This is a genomic window from Streptomyces sp. 351MFTsu5.1 (genome assembly GCF_000383655.1).
Lineage (GTDB): Bacteria > Actinomycetota > Actinomycetes > Streptomycetales > Streptomycetaceae > Streptomyces > Streptomyces griseorubiginosus.
The window spans coordinates 245,599-262,256 of the sequence record NZ_KB911788.1 but is presented as its reverse complement, the minus strand read 5'-3'; the positions used below and the strand labels follow the sequence as shown (position 1 = coordinate 262,256).

The 16,658-nt window shown below is 69.2% G+C and carries 12 protein-coding genes; 3 read left to right on the top strand and 9 right to left on the bottom strand.

Features of this window, described 5'->3' with window-relative positions; all coding sequences use genetic code 11:
- Positions 1 to 441: 441 nt before the first annotated feature.
- From H295_RS0129135 to thyX, 3 genes are all read right to left on the bottom strand, one after another.
- A complete protein-coding gene (locus H295_RS0129135) occupies positions 442 to 2,127 on the bottom strand; it encodes a ribonuclease J (protein WP_020138884.1) in 1,686 nt (561 codons plus the stop codon).
- A gap of 153 nt (positions 2,128 to 2,280) precedes the next feature.
- Entirely contained in the window at positions 2,281 to 3,180 is a 900-nt protein-coding gene (gene dapA / locus H295_RS0129130) for a 4-hydroxy-tetrahydrodipicolinate synthase (RefSeq protein ID WP_020138883.1), read from the bottom strand.
- Between the two features lie 211 nt (positions 3,181 to 3,391).
- Positions 3,392 to 4,126: an FAD-dependent thymidylate synthase gene (gene thyX, locus H295_RS0129125; protein WP_020138882.1), complete on the bottom strand. Its 735-nt coding sequence runs from the start codon at positions 4,124 to 4,126 to the stop codon at positions 3,392 to 3,394.
- 142 nt (positions 4,127 to 4,268) lie between these two features.
- On the opposite strand from thyX, the gene H295_RS0129120 reads away from it, so the two are divergent.
- Complete coding sequence (locus H295_RS0129120; RefSeq protein ID WP_020138881.1) at positions 4,269 to 4,511, top strand: hypothetical protein; 243 nt, start codon at positions 4,269 to 4,271, stop codon at positions 4,509 to 4,511.
- 89 nt (positions 4,512 to 4,600) lie between these two features.
- On the top strand, positions 4,601 to 5,155 hold the full coding sequence (locus tag H295_RS0129115; RefSeq protein ID WP_020138880.1) for a PH domain-containing protein: 555 nt from the start codon (positions 4,601 to 4,603) through the stop codon (positions 5,153 to 5,155).
- 71 nt (positions 5,156 to 5,226) lie between these two features.
- Here H295_RS0129115 and H295_RS0129110 read toward each other — a convergent pair whose 3' ends face one another.
- From H295_RS0129110 to eccD, 6 genes are all read right to left on the bottom strand, one after another.
- Entirely contained in the window at positions 5,227 to 5,682 is a 456-nt protein-coding gene (locus tag H295_RS0129110; protein ID WP_020138879.1) for a hypothetical protein, read from the bottom strand.
- Entirely contained in the window at positions 5,682 to 6,434 is a 753-nt protein-coding gene (dapB, locus tag H295_RS0129105) for a 4-hydroxy-tetrahydrodipicolinate reductase (protein ID WP_020138878.1), read from the bottom strand. Before dapB ends, H295_RS0129110 begins: the two co-directional genes overlap by 1 nt.
- A gap of 39 nt (positions 6,435 to 6,473) precedes the next feature.
- The gene (locus H295_RS0129100; RefSeq protein ID WP_020138877.1) at positions 6,474 to 7,853 is read right to left on the bottom strand and encodes a M16 family metallopeptidase; all 1,380 of its coding nucleotides are present in this window, start codon (positions 7,851 to 7,853) and stop codon (positions 6,474 to 6,476) included.
- Positions 7,850 to 10,069 carry a polyribonucleotide nucleotidyltransferase gene (locus H295_RS0129095; RefSeq protein WP_020138876.1) on the bottom strand — a complete coding sequence of 740 codons (2,220 nt, stop codon included), beginning with the start codon at positions 10,067 to 10,069 and terminating at the stop codon, positions 7,850 to 7,852. The genes H295_RS0129100 and H295_RS0129095 overlap by 4 nt, the downstream gene beginning before the upstream one ends.
- A gap of 337 nt (positions 10,070 to 10,406) precedes the next feature.
- Complete coding sequence (gene rpsO / locus H295_RS0129090) at positions 10,407 to 10,694, bottom strand: 30S ribosomal protein S15 (protein ID WP_020138875.1); 288 nt, start codon at positions 10,692 to 10,694, stop codon at positions 10,407 to 10,409.
- 257 nt (positions 10,695 to 10,951) lie between these two features.
- On the bottom strand, positions 10,952 to 12,415 hold the full coding sequence (gene eccD, locus H295_RS0129085; RefSeq protein ID WP_028809846.1) for a type VII secretion integral membrane protein EccD: 1,464 nt from the start codon (positions 12,413 to 12,415) through the stop codon (positions 10,952 to 10,954).
- A gap of 259 nt (positions 12,416 to 12,674) precedes the next feature.
- Here eccD and H295_RS0129080 point away from each other — a divergent pair, with 259 nt between their 5' ends.
- Positions 12,675 to 16,613: a type VII secretion protein EccC gene (locus H295_RS0129080; RefSeq protein WP_020138873.1), complete on the top strand. Its 3,939-nt coding sequence runs from the start codon at positions 12,675 to 12,677 to the stop codon at positions 16,611 to 16,613.
- Positions 16,614 to 16,658 lie beyond the last annotated feature (45 nt).

Below are 16,658 nucleotides of genomic sequence, written 5' to 3'. Positions count from 1 at the left end.
CGCTCACAGCGTCCTCGCTGTGTTTTTCTTCAAAGGAACCTCGTCCCAGCCGAACGGCCGGAGACGGGGTATCAACATATCTGGCGTTGATTTTTGGCACGCTGTTGAGTTCTCAAGGAACGGACGCTTCCTTTGTACTCACCCTCTCGGGCTTTCCTCCGGGCTTCCCTTCGGTCTTGCGTTTCCGACTCTATCAGACCGTTTCCGGTTCCGATTTCCTCGGTGCTTTCCAGGTTCCCGCTTCCGCGTTTCCCTTTCCGGCGGTTCCGACTTTATCAGAAGTTCTGAGTCGGAATTCCCGCCCCCTGGAGGCTGGCCCCGGAGCGCGAAGCTGGCCGGGTTCCCCCTCGGGCGGAGACGTAAACGTACTGGAGCGGGGCGCCTCGATGCAAATCGAGGCGCCCCGCTCCCAGTTCACTCGGACGGCTGTCCGACGGACCGTCAGACCTCCACGACCACCGGGAGGATCATCGGCCTGCGGCGATACGTGTCGGAGACCCACTTGCCCAGGGTCCGCCGCACCAGTTGCTGGAGCTGGTGCGCCTCGACCACGCCGTCCTGCGCCGAGCGCTCCAGGACCTCAGTGATCCTCGGGAGCACGTCGGCGAACGCCGAGTCCTCGATGCCCGAGCCGCGCGCCTGGATGTGCGGGCCGCCCGTGATCTTGCCGGTGGACGAGTCGACGACCAGGAAGACCGAGATGATGCCCTCGTCGCCGAGGATCTTGCGGTCCTTGAGGGCCGGCTCGCCGACATCGCCGACCGAGAGGCCGTCGACGTAGACGTAGCCCGCCTGCACCTTGCCCGAGATCTTCGCCTTGCCCTCGACGAGGTCGACGACCACGCCGTCCTCGGCGATGACGATCCGGTCGTGCGGGACGCCCGTCAGGGCGCCGAGCTCGGCGTTGGCGCGCAGGTGGCGCCATTCACCGTGGACCGGCATCAGGTTCTTCGGGCGGCAGATGTTGTAGAAGTACAGGAGTTCGCCCGCGGACGCGTGGCCCGAGACGTGCACCTTGGCGTTGCCCTTGTGGACGACGTGGGCGCCCCAGCGGGTCAGGCCGTTGATCACCCGGTAGACCGCATTCTCGTTCCCCGGGATCAGCGAGGACGCGAGGATGACGGTGTCGCCCTGGACGATCCGGATCTGGTGGTCGCGGTTGGCCATGCGGGACAGGGCGGCCATTGGTTCGCCCTGCGAGCCGGTGCAGACCAGGACCACCTCGTGGTCCGGGAGGTCGTCGAGCGTCTTGACGTCGACCACCAGGCCCGGGGGGACCTTCAGATAGCCGAGGTCCCTCGCGATGCCCATGTTGCGGACCATCGAGCGACCGACGAACGCGACCCGGCGGCCGTACTCGTGGGCCGCGTCCAGGATCTGCTGGATGCGGTGGATGTGGCTGGCGAAGCTCGCCACGATGATCCGCTTGCGGGCACCCGCGAAGACCTGCCGCAGGACGTTCGAGATGTCCTTCTCGGGCGGGACGAAGCCCGGGACCTCGGCGTTCGTCGAGTCGGAGAGAAGGAGGTCGATGCCCTCCTCGCTCAGCCGCGCGAACGCGTGCAGGTCCGTGAGGCGGCCGTCCAGCGGGAGCTGGTCCATCTTGAAGTCACCCGTGTGCACGACCATGCCGGCCGGGGTGCGGATGGCGACGGCCAGGGCGTCCGGGATGGAGTGGTTGACCGCGACGAACTCGCAGTCGAAGGGGCCGATGCGCTCGCGGTGTCCCTCCGCCACCTCCAGGGTGTACGGACGGATGCGGTGCTCCTGGAGCTTGGCCTCGATGAGCGCGAGGGTCAGCTTGGAGCCGATCAGCGGGATGTCCGGCTTCTCCCGCAGGAGGAAGGGGACACCGCCGATGTGGTCCTCGTGGCCGTGGGTGAGGACGATGCCCTCGATGTCGTCGAGGCGGTCCCTCACGGACGAGAAGTCCGGCAGGATCAGGTCGATTCCGGGCTGCTCCTCCTCCGGGAAGAGCACGCCGCAGTCGACGATGAGAAGGCGGCCGCCGTACTCGAAGACCGTCATGTTTCGGCCGATCTCGCCGAGACCACCGAGTGGGGTGACGCGCAGGCCGCCCTCGGGGAGCGGCGGCGGCGGGGCCAGTTCAGGATGCGGATGACTCAAAAGACTCTCCTCACCACGCACGCCACGTACCGGTTGGGCACGTGGCGCGCGTGACGTTCGTGCGTGTAGCAGTTGTCGTTGTGGTGCGGGCACCGGTGGCCCGCGTATTCAGTTGTTGAGTCCGGTTGCGCGCCGGGCGCGCGAAGTCTGGTGCTAGAGCTGTACCCCGCCGGCAGCAAGATCGATCTTGAGCTGCTCGATCTCCTCGGTGGAAAGTTCCACCATGGGGGCGCGCAGGGGTCCGGCGGGGAGTCCCTGGAGGGCGAGCGCCGCCTTGGTGGTCATCACGCCCTGGGTGCGGAACATGCCCGTGTAGACGGGCAGCAGCTTCTGATGGATCTCGGTGGCCTTCTGGACGTCCCCGGAGGTGAACGCCTCGACCAGGGCGCGCAGGTCCGGGGTGACCACATGGCCGACGACCGAGACGAAGCCGACCGCGCCCACGGAGAGCAGCGGGAGGTTGAGCATGTCGTCGCCGGAGTACCAGGCGAGGCCGGAGCGGGCGATGGCCCAGCTCGCGCGGCCGAGGTCGCCCTTGGCGTCCTTGTTGGCGACGATCCGCGGGTGCTCGGCGAGGCGGACCAGCGTCTCGGTGTTGATCGGGACACCGCTGCGCCCGGGGATGTCGTACAGCATGACCGGCAGCTCGGCGGCGTCGGCGACGGCCTTGAAGTGCCGGTACAGACCCTCCTGCGGGGGCTTGTTGTAGTACGGCGTGACGATCAGCAGGCCGTGTGCGCCGGTGCGCTCGGCCGTGCGGGCCAGCTCGATGCTGTGGTGGGTGTCGTTGGTGCCGACTCCGGCGACGACATGGGCTCGGTCGCCGACCGCCTCCAGTACGGCTCGTACGAGGTCCGCTTTCTCCGCGTCGCTGGTGGTGGGGGACTCGCCGGTGGTGCCGTTGATGATCAGGCCGTCGTTGCCTGCGTCCACCAGGTGGGTGGCGAGCCGCTGTGCGCCGTCGAGGTCGAGTGCGCCGTCCGCCGTGAACGGCGTGACCATGGCGGTGAGGACCCGCCCGAAGGGGGTCTGCGGAGTGGAGGTCGGAGCCATGGCATACACGCTACTCGGTGCTCATCGCACGGTCTGCCTTCGGGGGCTCGGGAAAGTCAGGACAAATGCGGAGCCCGGCACTGCCTGCTCGGGGGTTCAAGCAGTGCCGGGTCCGTTTGATCAGGCTAGATGAACTTCTCTAAATGCCGCAATACGGACACTTCGCCAGGTGGACCCGTACATGTGTGCTCCGCGGGAAAACAAGCGTCCGTTACGGCGCCACACGGCCGTTCGCATTGAAGGCGGCGTAGGTGAGCGGCATGAGCTTCGCCCACTCCTCCTCCATCTTCTCGCCGACCATCTCGATCTCCCGCTGCGGGAAGGACGGGACCTTCGCCTGTTCGTGCTGGGTGCGCAGACCGAGGAAGTGCATCAGCGAGCGGGCGTTGCAGGTGGCGTACATCGAGGAGAAGAGACCGACGGGCAGGACCGAACGGGCGACCTCGCGGGCGACGCCCTCGGCGAGCAGCTTCTGGTAGGCCGTGTACGCCTGCTGGTAGGAGTCGTCGAGGACACTCCGGACGATCTCGTGCTGCTGGGGCGAACCCTCGACGAAGACGTACTTGCCGGGACGGCCCTCCTGGACGAGCTTGCGGTCCGCGCCGGGGACGTAGAAGACGGGATCGAGCTCCCGGTAGCGACCGCTCTCCTCGTTGTACGACCACCCCACGCGGTGCCGCATGAACTCGCGGAAGACGAAGATCGGCGCACTGATGAAGAAGGTCATCGAGTTGTGCTCGAAGGGGCTCCCGTGCCGGTCCCGCATCAGGTAGTTGATCAGGCCCTTGGACCGCTCGGGATCCTTCTGCATCTCGTCGAGGGACTGCTCCCCCAAGGTCGAGACTCGGGCGGCGAACAGGACATCGGAGTCCGAGGCGCTGGACTTCACCAGCTCGACGGAGACGTCGCTGCGCGTGGAGATATCGGGGTCACCGACGGGGGTCACGGAAGGTCCTTCCCATCACATCTGCGGTCGGCGCCCACTCTACGCGTCAACCGATTTGGCAATGGAGGGCACCATTTGCGGTACCCGCGCGTCTGTACAGGCAGGAGTTGTCTGTTCGATCCCCGAAGGGAGAAGTGCCCCCATGCTGTTGCGTTGGCGCGAGCCCGTACCGTTCGCCTTTCTCGCCGAAGCCGACAGGTTCCGCAGCGATGTCGCTCCACCGCCCCGTGAGCGCGCGTCCGCCGGTGAGATAGCCGGGCGTTGGCTGATGGGGCTGACCATCGTCGCCGGACTCGTGGGCTCCCTGGTCCTCGGGATGCCGGCGCTGTCACAGGATCAGGCACCCTCACAGAGCCAGCAGTCCCAGGCGTCCCAGGGGCACTGACTCGGACGGGCCCCTGCAGGTGGCTCGCGGGGACGACGGCGGATAGCCTCACCGGGCACATCCACGCCTGGATCGAGTGAGGACCCGCCGTGCCCCTGCCCTTCCTGACGGCCGACCGCGCATTCGACACGACGGACGACGTCGCGTTGCCGTACGAGGACCGTGACCGCTGGCGGCGCCCGTACCGGCCGGGTCCGTGGCGGGTGGGGGTGGCGGCGCTCCTGCTGCTGCTCGCCTCGTACGTGCTGTTCGCGGCGGTGATCATCGCGCTGACCGACTCGCCGTCCGAGGCGGCCGCGGTGCTCGGTGTCGCGGTGCTCGTCATCGTCGGCGCGCTGCGGCTGCTGCGCATGGGGGTGTGGGTGAGCGCCCGCGGGGTCCGTCGGGTGGGGTTCCTGTTCACTCGCACGGTGTCCTGGGACCAGGTCGTCGCCGTGCGCACGGCCCAGCAGCCGGTGCGCTGGCTCGGACTTCCGCGCACGGTCCAGGGACAGGCCCTGACCCTCGTACGGCAGGGGCAGGCGCCCCAGGACGTGCCGCCGCTGCTGACCACGCACAACGCGGACTTCCTCGCGCGCGGCCAGGCGTTCGACCGGGCCGCGGACGCGGTGGAGGCATGGGCGGCGGAGTACGGGCGGGTCTGACCCTCATCGGTCATGGAGAAGGGCCGCTCGCACCAGGTGGTGCGAGCGGCCCTTCTCCGTGCCGGGAACGCTCAGTGCTGCTGAACCGGCCTGCCGTCGTGCAGGGCTATCGCGCGCTGCATGGCCTTGCGGGCACGCGGGGTGTCGCGGGCGTCGTGGTAGGCGACCGCGAGGCGGAACCAGCTGCGCCAGTCGTCGGGGGCCGCCTCGGTCTCGGCCTTGCGCTTGGCGAAGACCTGGTCCGCCGAGTCGCGGTCGATGCGGCCGCCGGGCGTGCGCTTCAGCTCGTCGACGGGCAGCCCGCCCTCGGCGTCGAGTTCGGCGGCGAGGGCGTTGGCCCTGCGGACGAACTGGGTGTTCTTCCACAGGAACCACAGGCCGATCACCGGCAGGATCAGCACCGCGACGCCGAACGTGACGGTGACGAGCGTGCCGGACTCGATCAGCATCACGCCACGGCTGCCGACCAGGACGAAGTAGAAGACCAGGACGGCGGCCGTGACGGCGTAGGACAGCTTGGCGCGCATCAGCCCAGGTCCAGGAAGTTCTCCAGGCCGAAGGTCAGGCCCGGGGTCGTGACCACGCGGCGGGCGCCGAGCAGGATGCCCGGCATGAAGCTGCTGTGGTGGAGGGAGTCGTGGCGGATGGTCAGGGTCTCCCCCTCGCCGCCGAGCAGGACCTCCTGGTGGGCCAGCAGCCCGCGCAGGCGGACGGAGTGGACGGGGATCCCGTCGACGTCCGCGCCGCGCGCACCGTCCAGAGCCGTCTCGGTGGCGTCCGGCGCCGGGGCCGTGCCCGCCTCGGCGCGGGCCGCGGCGATCAGCTGGGCCGTGCGGGTGGCCGTGCCCGAGGGGGCGTCGACCTTCTTCGGGTGGTGCAGCTCGACGACCTCCACCGACTCGAAGTACGGCGCGGCGATCTGCGCGAACTTCATGTTGAGGACGGCCCCGATGGAGAAGTTGGGCGCGATGAGGACGCCGGTCTCCGGGGAGTTCGACAGCCAGCCGTTCAGTTGCGCGAGGCGTTCGTCGGTCCAGCCCGTCGTGCCGACGACGGCGTGGATGCCGTGGCCGACGCAGTACTCCAGGTTGTCCATGACCGATGCCGGGGTGGTCAGTTCGACCGCCACCTGGGCTCCGGACTCGGCCAGGGTCTCCAGCTTGTCGCCCCGGCCCAGGGCGGCGACCAGCTCCATGTCCTCGGCGGCGTCGACGGCCTTGACCGCCTCGGCGCCGATCCGGCCCCTGGCTCCGAGAACGGCCACGCGCAGCTTGCTCATCTTCTTGCTTCCTTCACCAAACGGCCGGAACGGACTAGGTCAGGCAACGGTCTCGTGCAGTCGCGCGGCCTGCTTGTCCTTCAGCGGGCCGATGACCGACAGCGACGGGCGCCGTCCAAGGATCTCGCGGGCGACCGCGCGGACGTCGTCCGGGGTGACCGACGCGATCCGGCTCAGCATGTCGTCGACGGACATCTGCTCGCCCCAGCACAGCTCGCTCTTGCCGATGCGGTTCATCAGCGCGCCGGTGTCCTCCAGGCCGAGGACCGTGGAGCCCCGCAGCTGGCCGATGGCGCGGTCGATCTCGTCGTCGGCCAGGCCGTGCTCGGCGACCTGGTCGAGTTCGTCGCGGCAGATCTTCAGCACGTCGTGGACCTGCGAGGGCCGACAGCCCGCGTAGACGCCGAACAGGCCGCAGTCGGCGAAGCCGGAGGTGTACGAGTACACGCTGTAGGCCAGGCCGCGCTTCTCGCGGACCTCCTGGAAGAGCCGGGAGGACATGCCGCCGCCGAGTGCGGTGTTGAGCACGCCGAGGGCCCAGCGGCGGTCGTCGGTGCGGGCGAGGCCCGGCATGCCGAGGACGACGTGGGCCTGTTCGGTCTTGCGGCCGAGCAGCTCGACGCGGCCCGCGGTGCGCAGGGCACGCCTGCCGTCGCGCGGGGCGATGGGGACGGCGTCGGGGTTCTTGAGGGCGCCGGCCTTCTCGAAGGCCGCGCGGACCTGTCGTACGACCTTGTTGTGGTCGACGTTGCCCGCGGCCGCGACCACCAGGTGGGTGGGGTCGTAGTGCTTCTTGTAGAAGCGGCGGATGCGGTCGGCGGTCAGGGCGTTGACGGTGTCGACGGTGCCGAGGACCGGGCGGCCGAGGGGGTTGTCGCCGAACATGGTCTGCGCGAACAGGTCGTGCACGCAGTCGCCCGGGTCGTCCTCGGTCATGGCGATCTCTTCGAGGATGGCGCCGCGCTCGACGTTGACGTCGTCCTCACGGATCAGGGAGCCCGTGAGCATGTCGCAGACGACGTCTATGGCGAGCGGCAGGTCCGAGTCGAGCACGCGCGCGTAGTAGCACGTGTACTCCTTCGCCGTGAACGCGTTCATCTCTCCGCCGACCGCGTCGAGGGCGGAGGAGATGTCCAGGGCGCTGCGCTTGGAGGTGCCCTTGAAGAGGAGGTGCTCCAGGTAGTGCGTGGCGCCGTTCAGGGACGGGGTCTCGTCGCGGGAACCGACGTGGGCCCAGATGCCGAAGGTCGCGGAGCGGACCGAGGGGAGGGTCTCGGTGACGATCCGCAGGCCGCCCGGGAGGGTGGTCTTGCGGACGGTGCCGATGCCGTTCTCGCCCTTGATCAGGGTTTGGGTACGGGCGACGGCCCGCGCCTCCGAGGAGGTGCGGGCCGTCGCCGTGGAGTTGCTCGACGTCACTTGTCGGTGTCGTCCTTCTTGTCGTCGGCCGACTCCTCGCCCTCGATCACGGGGATCAGGGAGAGCTTGCCGCGGGAGTCGATCTCGGCGATCTCGACCTGGACCTTGGCGCCCACGCCGAGCACGTCCTCGACGTTCTCCACGCGCTTGCCGCCGGCCAGCTTGCGGATCTGCGAGATGTGCAGCAGACCGTCCTTGCCCGGGAGCAGGGAGACGAACGCACCGAAGGTGGTGGTCTTGACGACCGTGCCCAGGTAGCGCTCGCCGACCTCCGGCATGGTCGGGTTGGCGATCGAGTTGATCGTGGTGCGGGCCGCCTCGGCGGAGGGACCGTCGACCGCACCGATGTAGATGGTGCCGTCGTCCTCGATCGTGATGTCGGCGCCGGTGTCCTCCTGGATCTGGTTGATCATCTTGCCCTTGGGGCCGATGACCTCGCCGATCTTGTCCACGGGGATCTTGACGGTGATGATCCGCGGGGCGTTCGGGGACATCTCGTCCGGGGTGTCGATCGCTTCCATCATCACGTCGAGGATGTGGAGGCGGGCGTCACGGGCCTGCTTGAGGGCAGCGGCCAGGACGGAGGCCGGGATGCCGTCCAGCTTGGTGTCGAGCTGGAGGGCGGTGACGAACTCCTTGGTGCCGGCGACCTTGAAGTCCATGTCGCCGAAGGCGTCCTCCGCACCGAGGATGTCGGTGAGGGTGACGTAGTGCGTCTCGCCGTCGATCTCCTGGGAGATCAGGCCCATGGCGATACCGGCGACGGGGGCCTTCAGCGGCACACCGGCGTTCAGCAGCGACATGGTGGAGGCGCAGACCGAGCCCATGGACGTGGAGCCGTTGGAGCTCAGCGCCTCGGAGACCTGGCGGATCGCGTAGGGGAACTCCTCGCGGGTCGGCAGGACCGGAACCAGGGCGCGCTCGGCGAGGGCGCCGTGGCCGATCTCGCGGCGCTTCGGGGAGCCGACGCGGCCGGTCTCGCCGGTGGAGTACGGCGGGAAGTTGTAGTTGTGCATGTAGCGCTTGCGGGTCACCGGGGAGAGGGTGTCCAGCTGCTGCTCCATGCGGAGCATGTTGAGGGTGGTGACGCCCAGGATCTGGGTCTCGCCACGCTCGAACACCGCGGAGCCGTGCACGCGCGGGATGGCCTCGACCTCGGCGGCGAGCGTACGGATGTCCGTGACGCCACGGCCGTCGATGCGCTTCTTCTCCTTGATCACGCGCTCGCGGACGAGCTGCTTGGTCAGGGAGCGGTACGCGGCGGAGATCTCCTTCTCGCGGCCCTCGAACTCCGGGAGGAGCTTCTCGGCGGCGAGCGCCTTGACGCGGTCCAGCTCGGACTCGCGCTCCTGCTTGCCCGCGATGGTCAGCGCGGAGGCGAGCTCCGGGCGGACGGCGGCGGAGAGCGCCTCCAGGATGTCGTCCTGGTAGTCGAGGAAGATCGGGAACTCGCCGGTCGGCTTGGCGGCCTTGGCGGCGAGGTCGGCCTGGGCCTTGCACAGGACCTTGATGAAGGGCTTCGCGGCCTCGAGACCGGCGGCGACGACCTCCTCGGTCGGGGCCTCGGCGCCGCCCTTGACCAGCTGGATGGTCTTCTCGGTGGCCTCGGCCTCGACCATCATGATCGCGACGTCGCCGTCCTCCAGGGTGCGGCCCGCGACGACCATGTCGAAGACGGCGTCCTCGAGCTCGGAGTGCGTCGGGAAGGCGACCCACTGGCCGTTGATCAGCGCGACGCGAACGCCGCCGATCGGGCCGGAGAAGGGCAGACCGGCCAGCTGGGTGGACGCGGAGGCGGCGTTGATCGCCACGACGTCGTACAGGTGGTCGGGGTTGAGCGCCATGATGGTGGCGACGACCTGGATCTCGTTGCGCAGGCCCTTCTTGAAGGACGGGCGCAGCGGGCGGTCGATGAGGCGGCAGGTGAGGATCGCGTCCTCGGAGGGCCGGCCCTCACGGCGGAAGAAGCTGCCGGGGATCTTGCCGGCGGCGTACATCCGCTCCTCGACGTCCACCGTCAGGGGGAAGAAGTCGAGCTGGTCCTTGGGGTTCTTCGAGGCGGTGGTCGCCGACAGCACCATGGTGTCGTCGTCCAGGTACGCCACGGCGGAACCGGCGGCCTGCTTGGCGAGGCGGCCCGTCTCGAAGCGGATGGTGCGGGTGCCGAAGGTGCCGTTGTCGATGACGGCCTCGGCGTAGTGGGTCTCGTTCTCCACTAGCGTGTTCTCCGTTACTTTCGTCTGCGTTTCGTCTTTTGTCCCTGGCCGCCCGTGTGGCGGGGGGACATGCGCGGAGAAGCGCTCCATCTGGTGCGGGCCGGTCTTCGATCGAAGCACCCGGGTTCGCAAGGCCCGGGGGCCACTACCGAGGACCGGCGGCGGCGAGGTGCACTTCTCCTCGTGGTACTGCCTTGTTACTGCGTTGTGCTACCACACTACAAAGCGGGTGTGACACCGCGCACGTTTCCAAACGTACGGCGCGCACGTGCGGCGCGCGTATACGGCAAAGGGAGCGGCCCCCGATCGTTTCGGGAACCGCCCCCTTCACGGCGTCCTACTTGGCGCCCGCCGCACCGCGGCGGATGCCGAGGCGGTCGACCAGCGTACGGAAGCGCTGGATGTCCTTCTTCGCCAGGTACTGGAGAAGGCGACGGCGCTGACCGACCAGGATCAGCAGACCACGACGGGAGTGGTGGTCGTGCTTGTGGGTCTTGAGGTGCTCGGTCAGGTCCGAGATACGGCGCGAGAGCATCGCGACCTGGACCTCGGGGGAGCCGGTGTCGCCCTCCTTGGTACCGAACTCGGTGATGATCTGCTTCTTCGTAGCGGCGTCGAGCGACACGCGTACTCCTCGTAGTCTCTTGGGTAGCCACCGAGTGCCCCTGGTCCACTTCTCAGGGGAGCTTCCGTAACTCGGGAGGCGGGGATCCGCTGGGCGCGGCCTCCAGAACGCTGGGCTCCGGGGGTGCGTACACAAACGGCCGTCAGCCAGGGTATCAGCCCGGCGGCAGTGCCCCGGGCCACGCCGGCGTCGTCCACATGCCACGGCGGCTGCCACCCGTACGGATGACAGCCGCCGTCGGCCGATCGGGGCGGGCGTCAGCTGGTCATGCCGCGGGCCGCCGCGTACAGGTCGAGGACCGCGAGGCACAGCGGGACGAGGGAGAGCAGCACGGCGCCCTCGCTCAGGTCGAGCATGCGGCCCCAGAACGGGGTCACGCCCTTGCGCGGGACGATCAGGGCGACCGCCACCAGGAGCATCGCGCCGAAGGCGACCGCGGCGGAGAGCCAGACGGTGCGGATGTCCAGCGGGGCGTGGTTGTGGTTGTAGACGAGCTCTTCCATGATGTCGGCTGGCGGGTTCAGGGCGAGGCCGAGGACCAGCAGGCTGACGGTGACGATGCCCGAGATCATCAGGGTCACGACCTGGGACGTGTACAGGAAGAGCCGGGCCCGCATCAGCATGGCGAGGCCGGCCGCCAGGGAGAGCAGCTGGGCCCAGCCGCTGGTGGAGAAGCCGAGCACCACGCCGGCGGAGGCGACACCGGTGACCGCGCAGCCGCCGACGAGGCCGAGCAGCAGCTCGTGGCCGCGGCGGGCCTGGTCGGTGATGAGCCGGTAGTCGACCGGCTCCTGCTCCTGCTGGTCCTCGGCGCGGCCGCGCTTGGCGATCTGGTCGGGCGAGCGGAAGCCGATGGGCAGCCGGGAGAAGCGGGCGGACCAGCCGGGCAGGAAGCCGATGCCGGCGATCATGACGACGGCGGTGACGGCGGCGGTCTCGCGCGGCTCGGCCTCGGAGACGATCGCGGCGAAGGTGGCGAGGACGCCGATGCCGGCGCCGACCGCGGCGGCGATGAAGGCCGCGTCGTTCTGCGGGAGCATCAGGACGAGGAGCACCGAGGCCACCAGGACGGCCGCGAAGCCGACGAGGAGGTTGAGCCGACCGGGGCCCTCACCCGCGTCGAGGCCCATGATCCCGGAGCCGCCGACCATCAGGTGCGGCAGCGCGGCGATGCCGAGGGCGACGGCCGCGTGGTGGTCGTCGTAGACGCGGGCCCGGACAGAGGCGAGGGCGACGAGGACGACGCCGGTGACGCCGGCGATGACGCCGGGCAGTCCGTGCATGTCGTGGCGCAGCGGCTCGGAGAACCACAGGGCGAACGCCATCATGGTGAGCAGCAGCGCCCCGGAGATGAGGCCGACGGTGCGCATCATGCCGTCGTTCCAGCTGCGCCGGTCCGCTTCGACGGCCGCGGCCACCGCGTCCACGACGTCGTCGAAGACGGCGGGCGGCAGCGAGTCGGCGAACGGCCTCAGGAGCAGCAATTCGCCATCGCGTATCTGCTGTTCGGCGAGCGAACGGCCGTCGTCGAGGACGGAGCCGTCCCTGCGCACGAGGTTGTACCCGGTGGGCGCGGCCTCCTCGGGCGTCTGCCCCGACAGCCGCAGGATCTCCGGGTATACGTCAGAGAGCGGCACGTCCTCGGGAAGTGCCACGTCGATCCGGCTGTTCGGTGCCGCCACCGTGACCCGGCAGAATCCGGTTGCTGAAACCGTACTCACCTGACGGTTCCCCCTAGTCCAGTACTCGGTGATTCGTCGCGGTTTGCCAGGGCGAAACCCGCCCCGCGCATCGTTCGGTGCGTCACCCTACCGTCCCCTTGCGGCATCTCCTCATCCCCTCCCGGCTCAACAGGCCCGCAGAACAGTAGGATCAACGCCCGACTCATGTGAGGGCCGAGCCCCATGAGTCGACGAACGTACGGGGGCCGTCACACGGGGGCGGTTCGACATTGCTATCGCGTGAAGGACTGGTGGATCGGTGAGCGTCGTCATCGTCAAACGCCCGCCGCGGGTGTACCCGCCGGAGGTGCCGAACGAGGAGGTCAAGCTCGAGTCCCCTCCCGAACTGCCTCGTACCGAGGACGACAGCCTGCTGATGAACCTGCTGCCCATGCTGGGCATGGGGTCGTCGGCGGCGTTCTTCTTCATGCCGGGCGCCCAGGGCTTCATGAAGATCATGGGCGGCCTGATGATGGTGTCCACGGTCGCCATGCTGGTCGCGCAGATCGTGCGGGCCAGGAAGGGCCCGTCCGGTCAGATGGCCGAGGCGCGGCGGGACTACCTCAAGTACCTCGCGCAGAAGCGGCGCGAGGTGCGGCGCACGGTGCACAAGCAGCGTGACGCCCAGTACTACCTGCACCCGGCTCCGGAGCAGCTGTGGGCGCTGGTCGCCGAGGGCTCCCGGCTGTGGGAACGGCGTTCCATGGACCAGGACTTCGTCCAGGTCCGGATCGGTCTGGGCCCGCAGCAGCTGGCCACCCCGCTGGTCGCCCCCGACACCGCGCCGGTGGACGAGCTGGAGCCGCTGACCGCCCACGCGATGCAGCAGTTCATCGCGAGCTACGGCACGCTCGGTGAACTCCCGCTGGCCATCGGGCTGCGCTCCTTCTACCACGTGACGATCTCCGGCGACGCCGAGACGGTCTACGGCCAGACCCGTTCCGTCATCGGCCAGTTGTCCTCGCTGCACTCCCCCGAGGACGTGGTGATCGCGGTCGTGGCCTCGCCGGGCGCGGCGGTGGACTGGGAGTGGACCAAGTGGCTGCCGCACATGCAGCACAAGGAGGCCGACGGGGCGGGTTCCCGGCGTCTGCTCTGCTACGACCTCGGCGAGCTGGAGGAGATGATCGCCCACCAGCTGGAGGGCCGTCCCCGCTGGAGCCGGGACGGTTCGCCGGTGCTTGACCAGCCGCACGTGGTCGTCGTCCTCGACGGCGGCGGGGTGCCCGCCGACTCGGTGCTCGCCTCGGCGGAGGGCCTCCAGGGGGTGACCATCCTGGAGGTGGTGCCCGGCGAACTCGACGAGGCACGCGGCTCGTTGTCGATCCGGGTGTGGCCGGACGGCATGGAGCTGGAGGCGGGTACCGGTGTCTTCACCGGCACCCCCGACGTGCTGTCGCAGGCGCAGGCCGAGTCGCTGGCCCGGCAGCTGGCGCCGCTGCGCCTCGGCGCGGCCGACGCGGACGAACCGCTGCTCGCGAACCTGGACTTCACCGACCTGATGCAGATCGGTGACGCGGCGGGCGTGGACGTCTCGCGCACCTGGCGGCCGCGCACCCTGCACGAGCGGCTGCGGGTGCCGATCGGTCTCGGCGAGAACGGCGAGCCGGTCATGCTGGACATCAAGGAGGCCTCGCAGGAGGGCATGGGCCCGCACGGCCTGTGCGTCGGCGCCACCGGTTCCGGAAAGTCGGAGCTGCTGCGCACGCTGGTGCTGGGCCTCGCGGTCACGCACTCCTCGGAGACGCTCAACTTCGTCCTCGCGGACTTCAAGGGTGGTGCCACCTTCACCGGCATGGGCTCCATGCCGCACGTCTCCGCGGTCATCACCAACCTGGCCGACGAACTCACCCTCGTGGACCGCATGCGCGACTCCATCACGGGTGAGCTGACCCGCCGTCAGGAACTGCTGCGGCAGGCCGGCAACTACGCCAACATCACCGACTACGAGAAGGCCCGCGCCGCCGGTGCCGCCCTCGACCCGCTGCCCTCGCTCGTCCTGATCATCGACGAGTTCAGCGAACTCCTCGCCGCCAAGCCGGACTTCATCGAGATGTTCATCCAGATCGGCCGGATCGGCCGTTCGCTGGGTGTGCACATGCTGCTCGCCTCGCAGCGCCTGGAGGAGGGCAAGCTGCGCGGTCTGGACACCTTCCTGTCGTACCGCATCGGTCTGCGCACCTTCTCGGCGGCCGAGTCCCGTACGGCGATCGGCGTGCCCGACGCCTACCACCTGCCGAACGTGCCCGGCGCGGGCATCCTCAAGTACGACACCGAGACGATGGTCCAGTTCAAGGCCGCGTACGTGTCGGGCACCTACCGGCCGAACGGGCCGATGGCGCAGGGCGGCGGCCGGATCGACCGCTCCCCCGTGCTGTTCACCGCGGCGCCGGTGCCGGTGCGGATCCTCGCCGAGCCGGAGCCGGAGACCCGGGGCAACCAGGTCGACGACGCGCTCGCCGACACCGTCCTCGACGTCATCGTCAGCCGCCTGGACGGACAGGGTCCGCCCGCCCACCAGGTGTGGCTGCCGCCGCTGGACGAGCCGTTCAGCCTCGACCAGGTGCTGCCGGCGCTGGGCGTCAGCCCGGAGCGCGGTCTGCACGCCGAGGGCTACCACCTGCAGAGCAAGCTGGCCGTGCCGGTCGGTCTGGTCGACAAGCCCTTCGAGCAGCGGCGTGACGTGATGTACGCGGACCTGTCCGGGTCCGCCGGTCACGCGCTGATCGTGGGTGGCCCGCAGTCCGGCAAGTCGACGCTGGTGCGCACGATGATCACGTCGTTCGCGCTCACCCACACCCCGGCCGAAGTGCAGTTCTACGCCCTCGACTTCGGCGGCGGCGGCATGCTCGCGCTGGAGAACCTGGCCCATGTGGGCGGCGCCGCCTCCCGGTTGGACCAGGAGAAGGTCCGCCGTACGGTCGCGGAGGTGCACGGGATCCTCAACGCCCGTGAGGAGTTCTTCCGTTCCAAGAGCATCGACTCCATGGGCACTTTCCGGAACCGCCGGGCGCAGGGGCACTACCCCGACCAGCAGTGGGGCGACGTCTTCCTCATCATCGACGGCTGGGCGACCTTCAAGAACGACTACGAGATGCTCGACCCGGTCATCGCGGACATCGCGACCCGTGGTCTCGGTTTCGGCATCCACCTGATCGTCACCGCGACCCGGTACACCGAGATGCGTCCCGCGCTGCGCGACCAGATCCTCAGCCGGCTCGAACTGCGCCTGGGTGACGCGATGGAGTCGGAGTTCGACCGCAAGCGGGCCGAGAACGTGCCGATGGGCAAGCCCGGCCGCGGTCTGTCGCCGGACAAGCTGGACTACCTCGCCGCCACGCCCCGCATCGACGGGTCGACGCAGGTGGAGGACCTGGCCGACGGCATGGCGCACCTCGTGCAGAGCGTCAACAGCGCCTGGCAGGGCCCGACGGCCCCCAAGGTGCGGATGCTGCCGACGATGCTGCCCGCGTCCGAACTGCCCGGCGGCGGCGACTTCGGCGGCCGGGGCATCGCGATCGGCGTGGACGAGCTCACCCTGTCCCCGGTGTTCGTGGACTTCGAGACCGACCCGCTGTTCGTCATCTACGGCGAGAGCGAGTCCGGCAAGTCCTCGCTGCTGCGGTTCATCGCCAAGCAGGTCTCGGAGCGCTACCAGCCCAACAAGGCGCTGTTCGTGGTCTCGGACTTCCGGCGCGCGCTGCTCGGCCAGGTGCCCGAGAGCCACATGTACAAGTACTGCGCCTCGGGTCCGCAGCTCCAGGAGGTGATGGAGTCGCTGGCCGGCTCGATGAGCCGCCGTATGCCCGGACCGGACGTCACACCGGACCAGCTGCGCAACCGCTCCTGGTACAACGAGCCCGACGCGTTCATCTTCATCGACGACTACGACCTCGTCGCCACGTCGATGGGCAACCCGATGTCGGTGCTCATGGAGTACCTGCCGTTCGCGCGTGACCTGGGTCTGCGGATCGTCCTGGCCCGCACCACCTCGGGCGCCTCGCGCTCCTCCTTCGAGCCGGTCCTCACCCGGATCAAGGAACTCGGCGCACAGGGCATCGTGCTGTCGGGCGACCCGTCGGAGGGCCCGGTGTTCAACAACATCAGGGCCACGCCGCAGCCGCAGGGCCGCGGCCAGTTCATCTCCCGGCGGGCCAGCGGGCAGCTGGTGCAGACGGGGTATCTCCCGGAGAGCTGAGCCCCTGCGCGGAACCGGCGACGGCGGCACCCGAAGAGGGTGCCG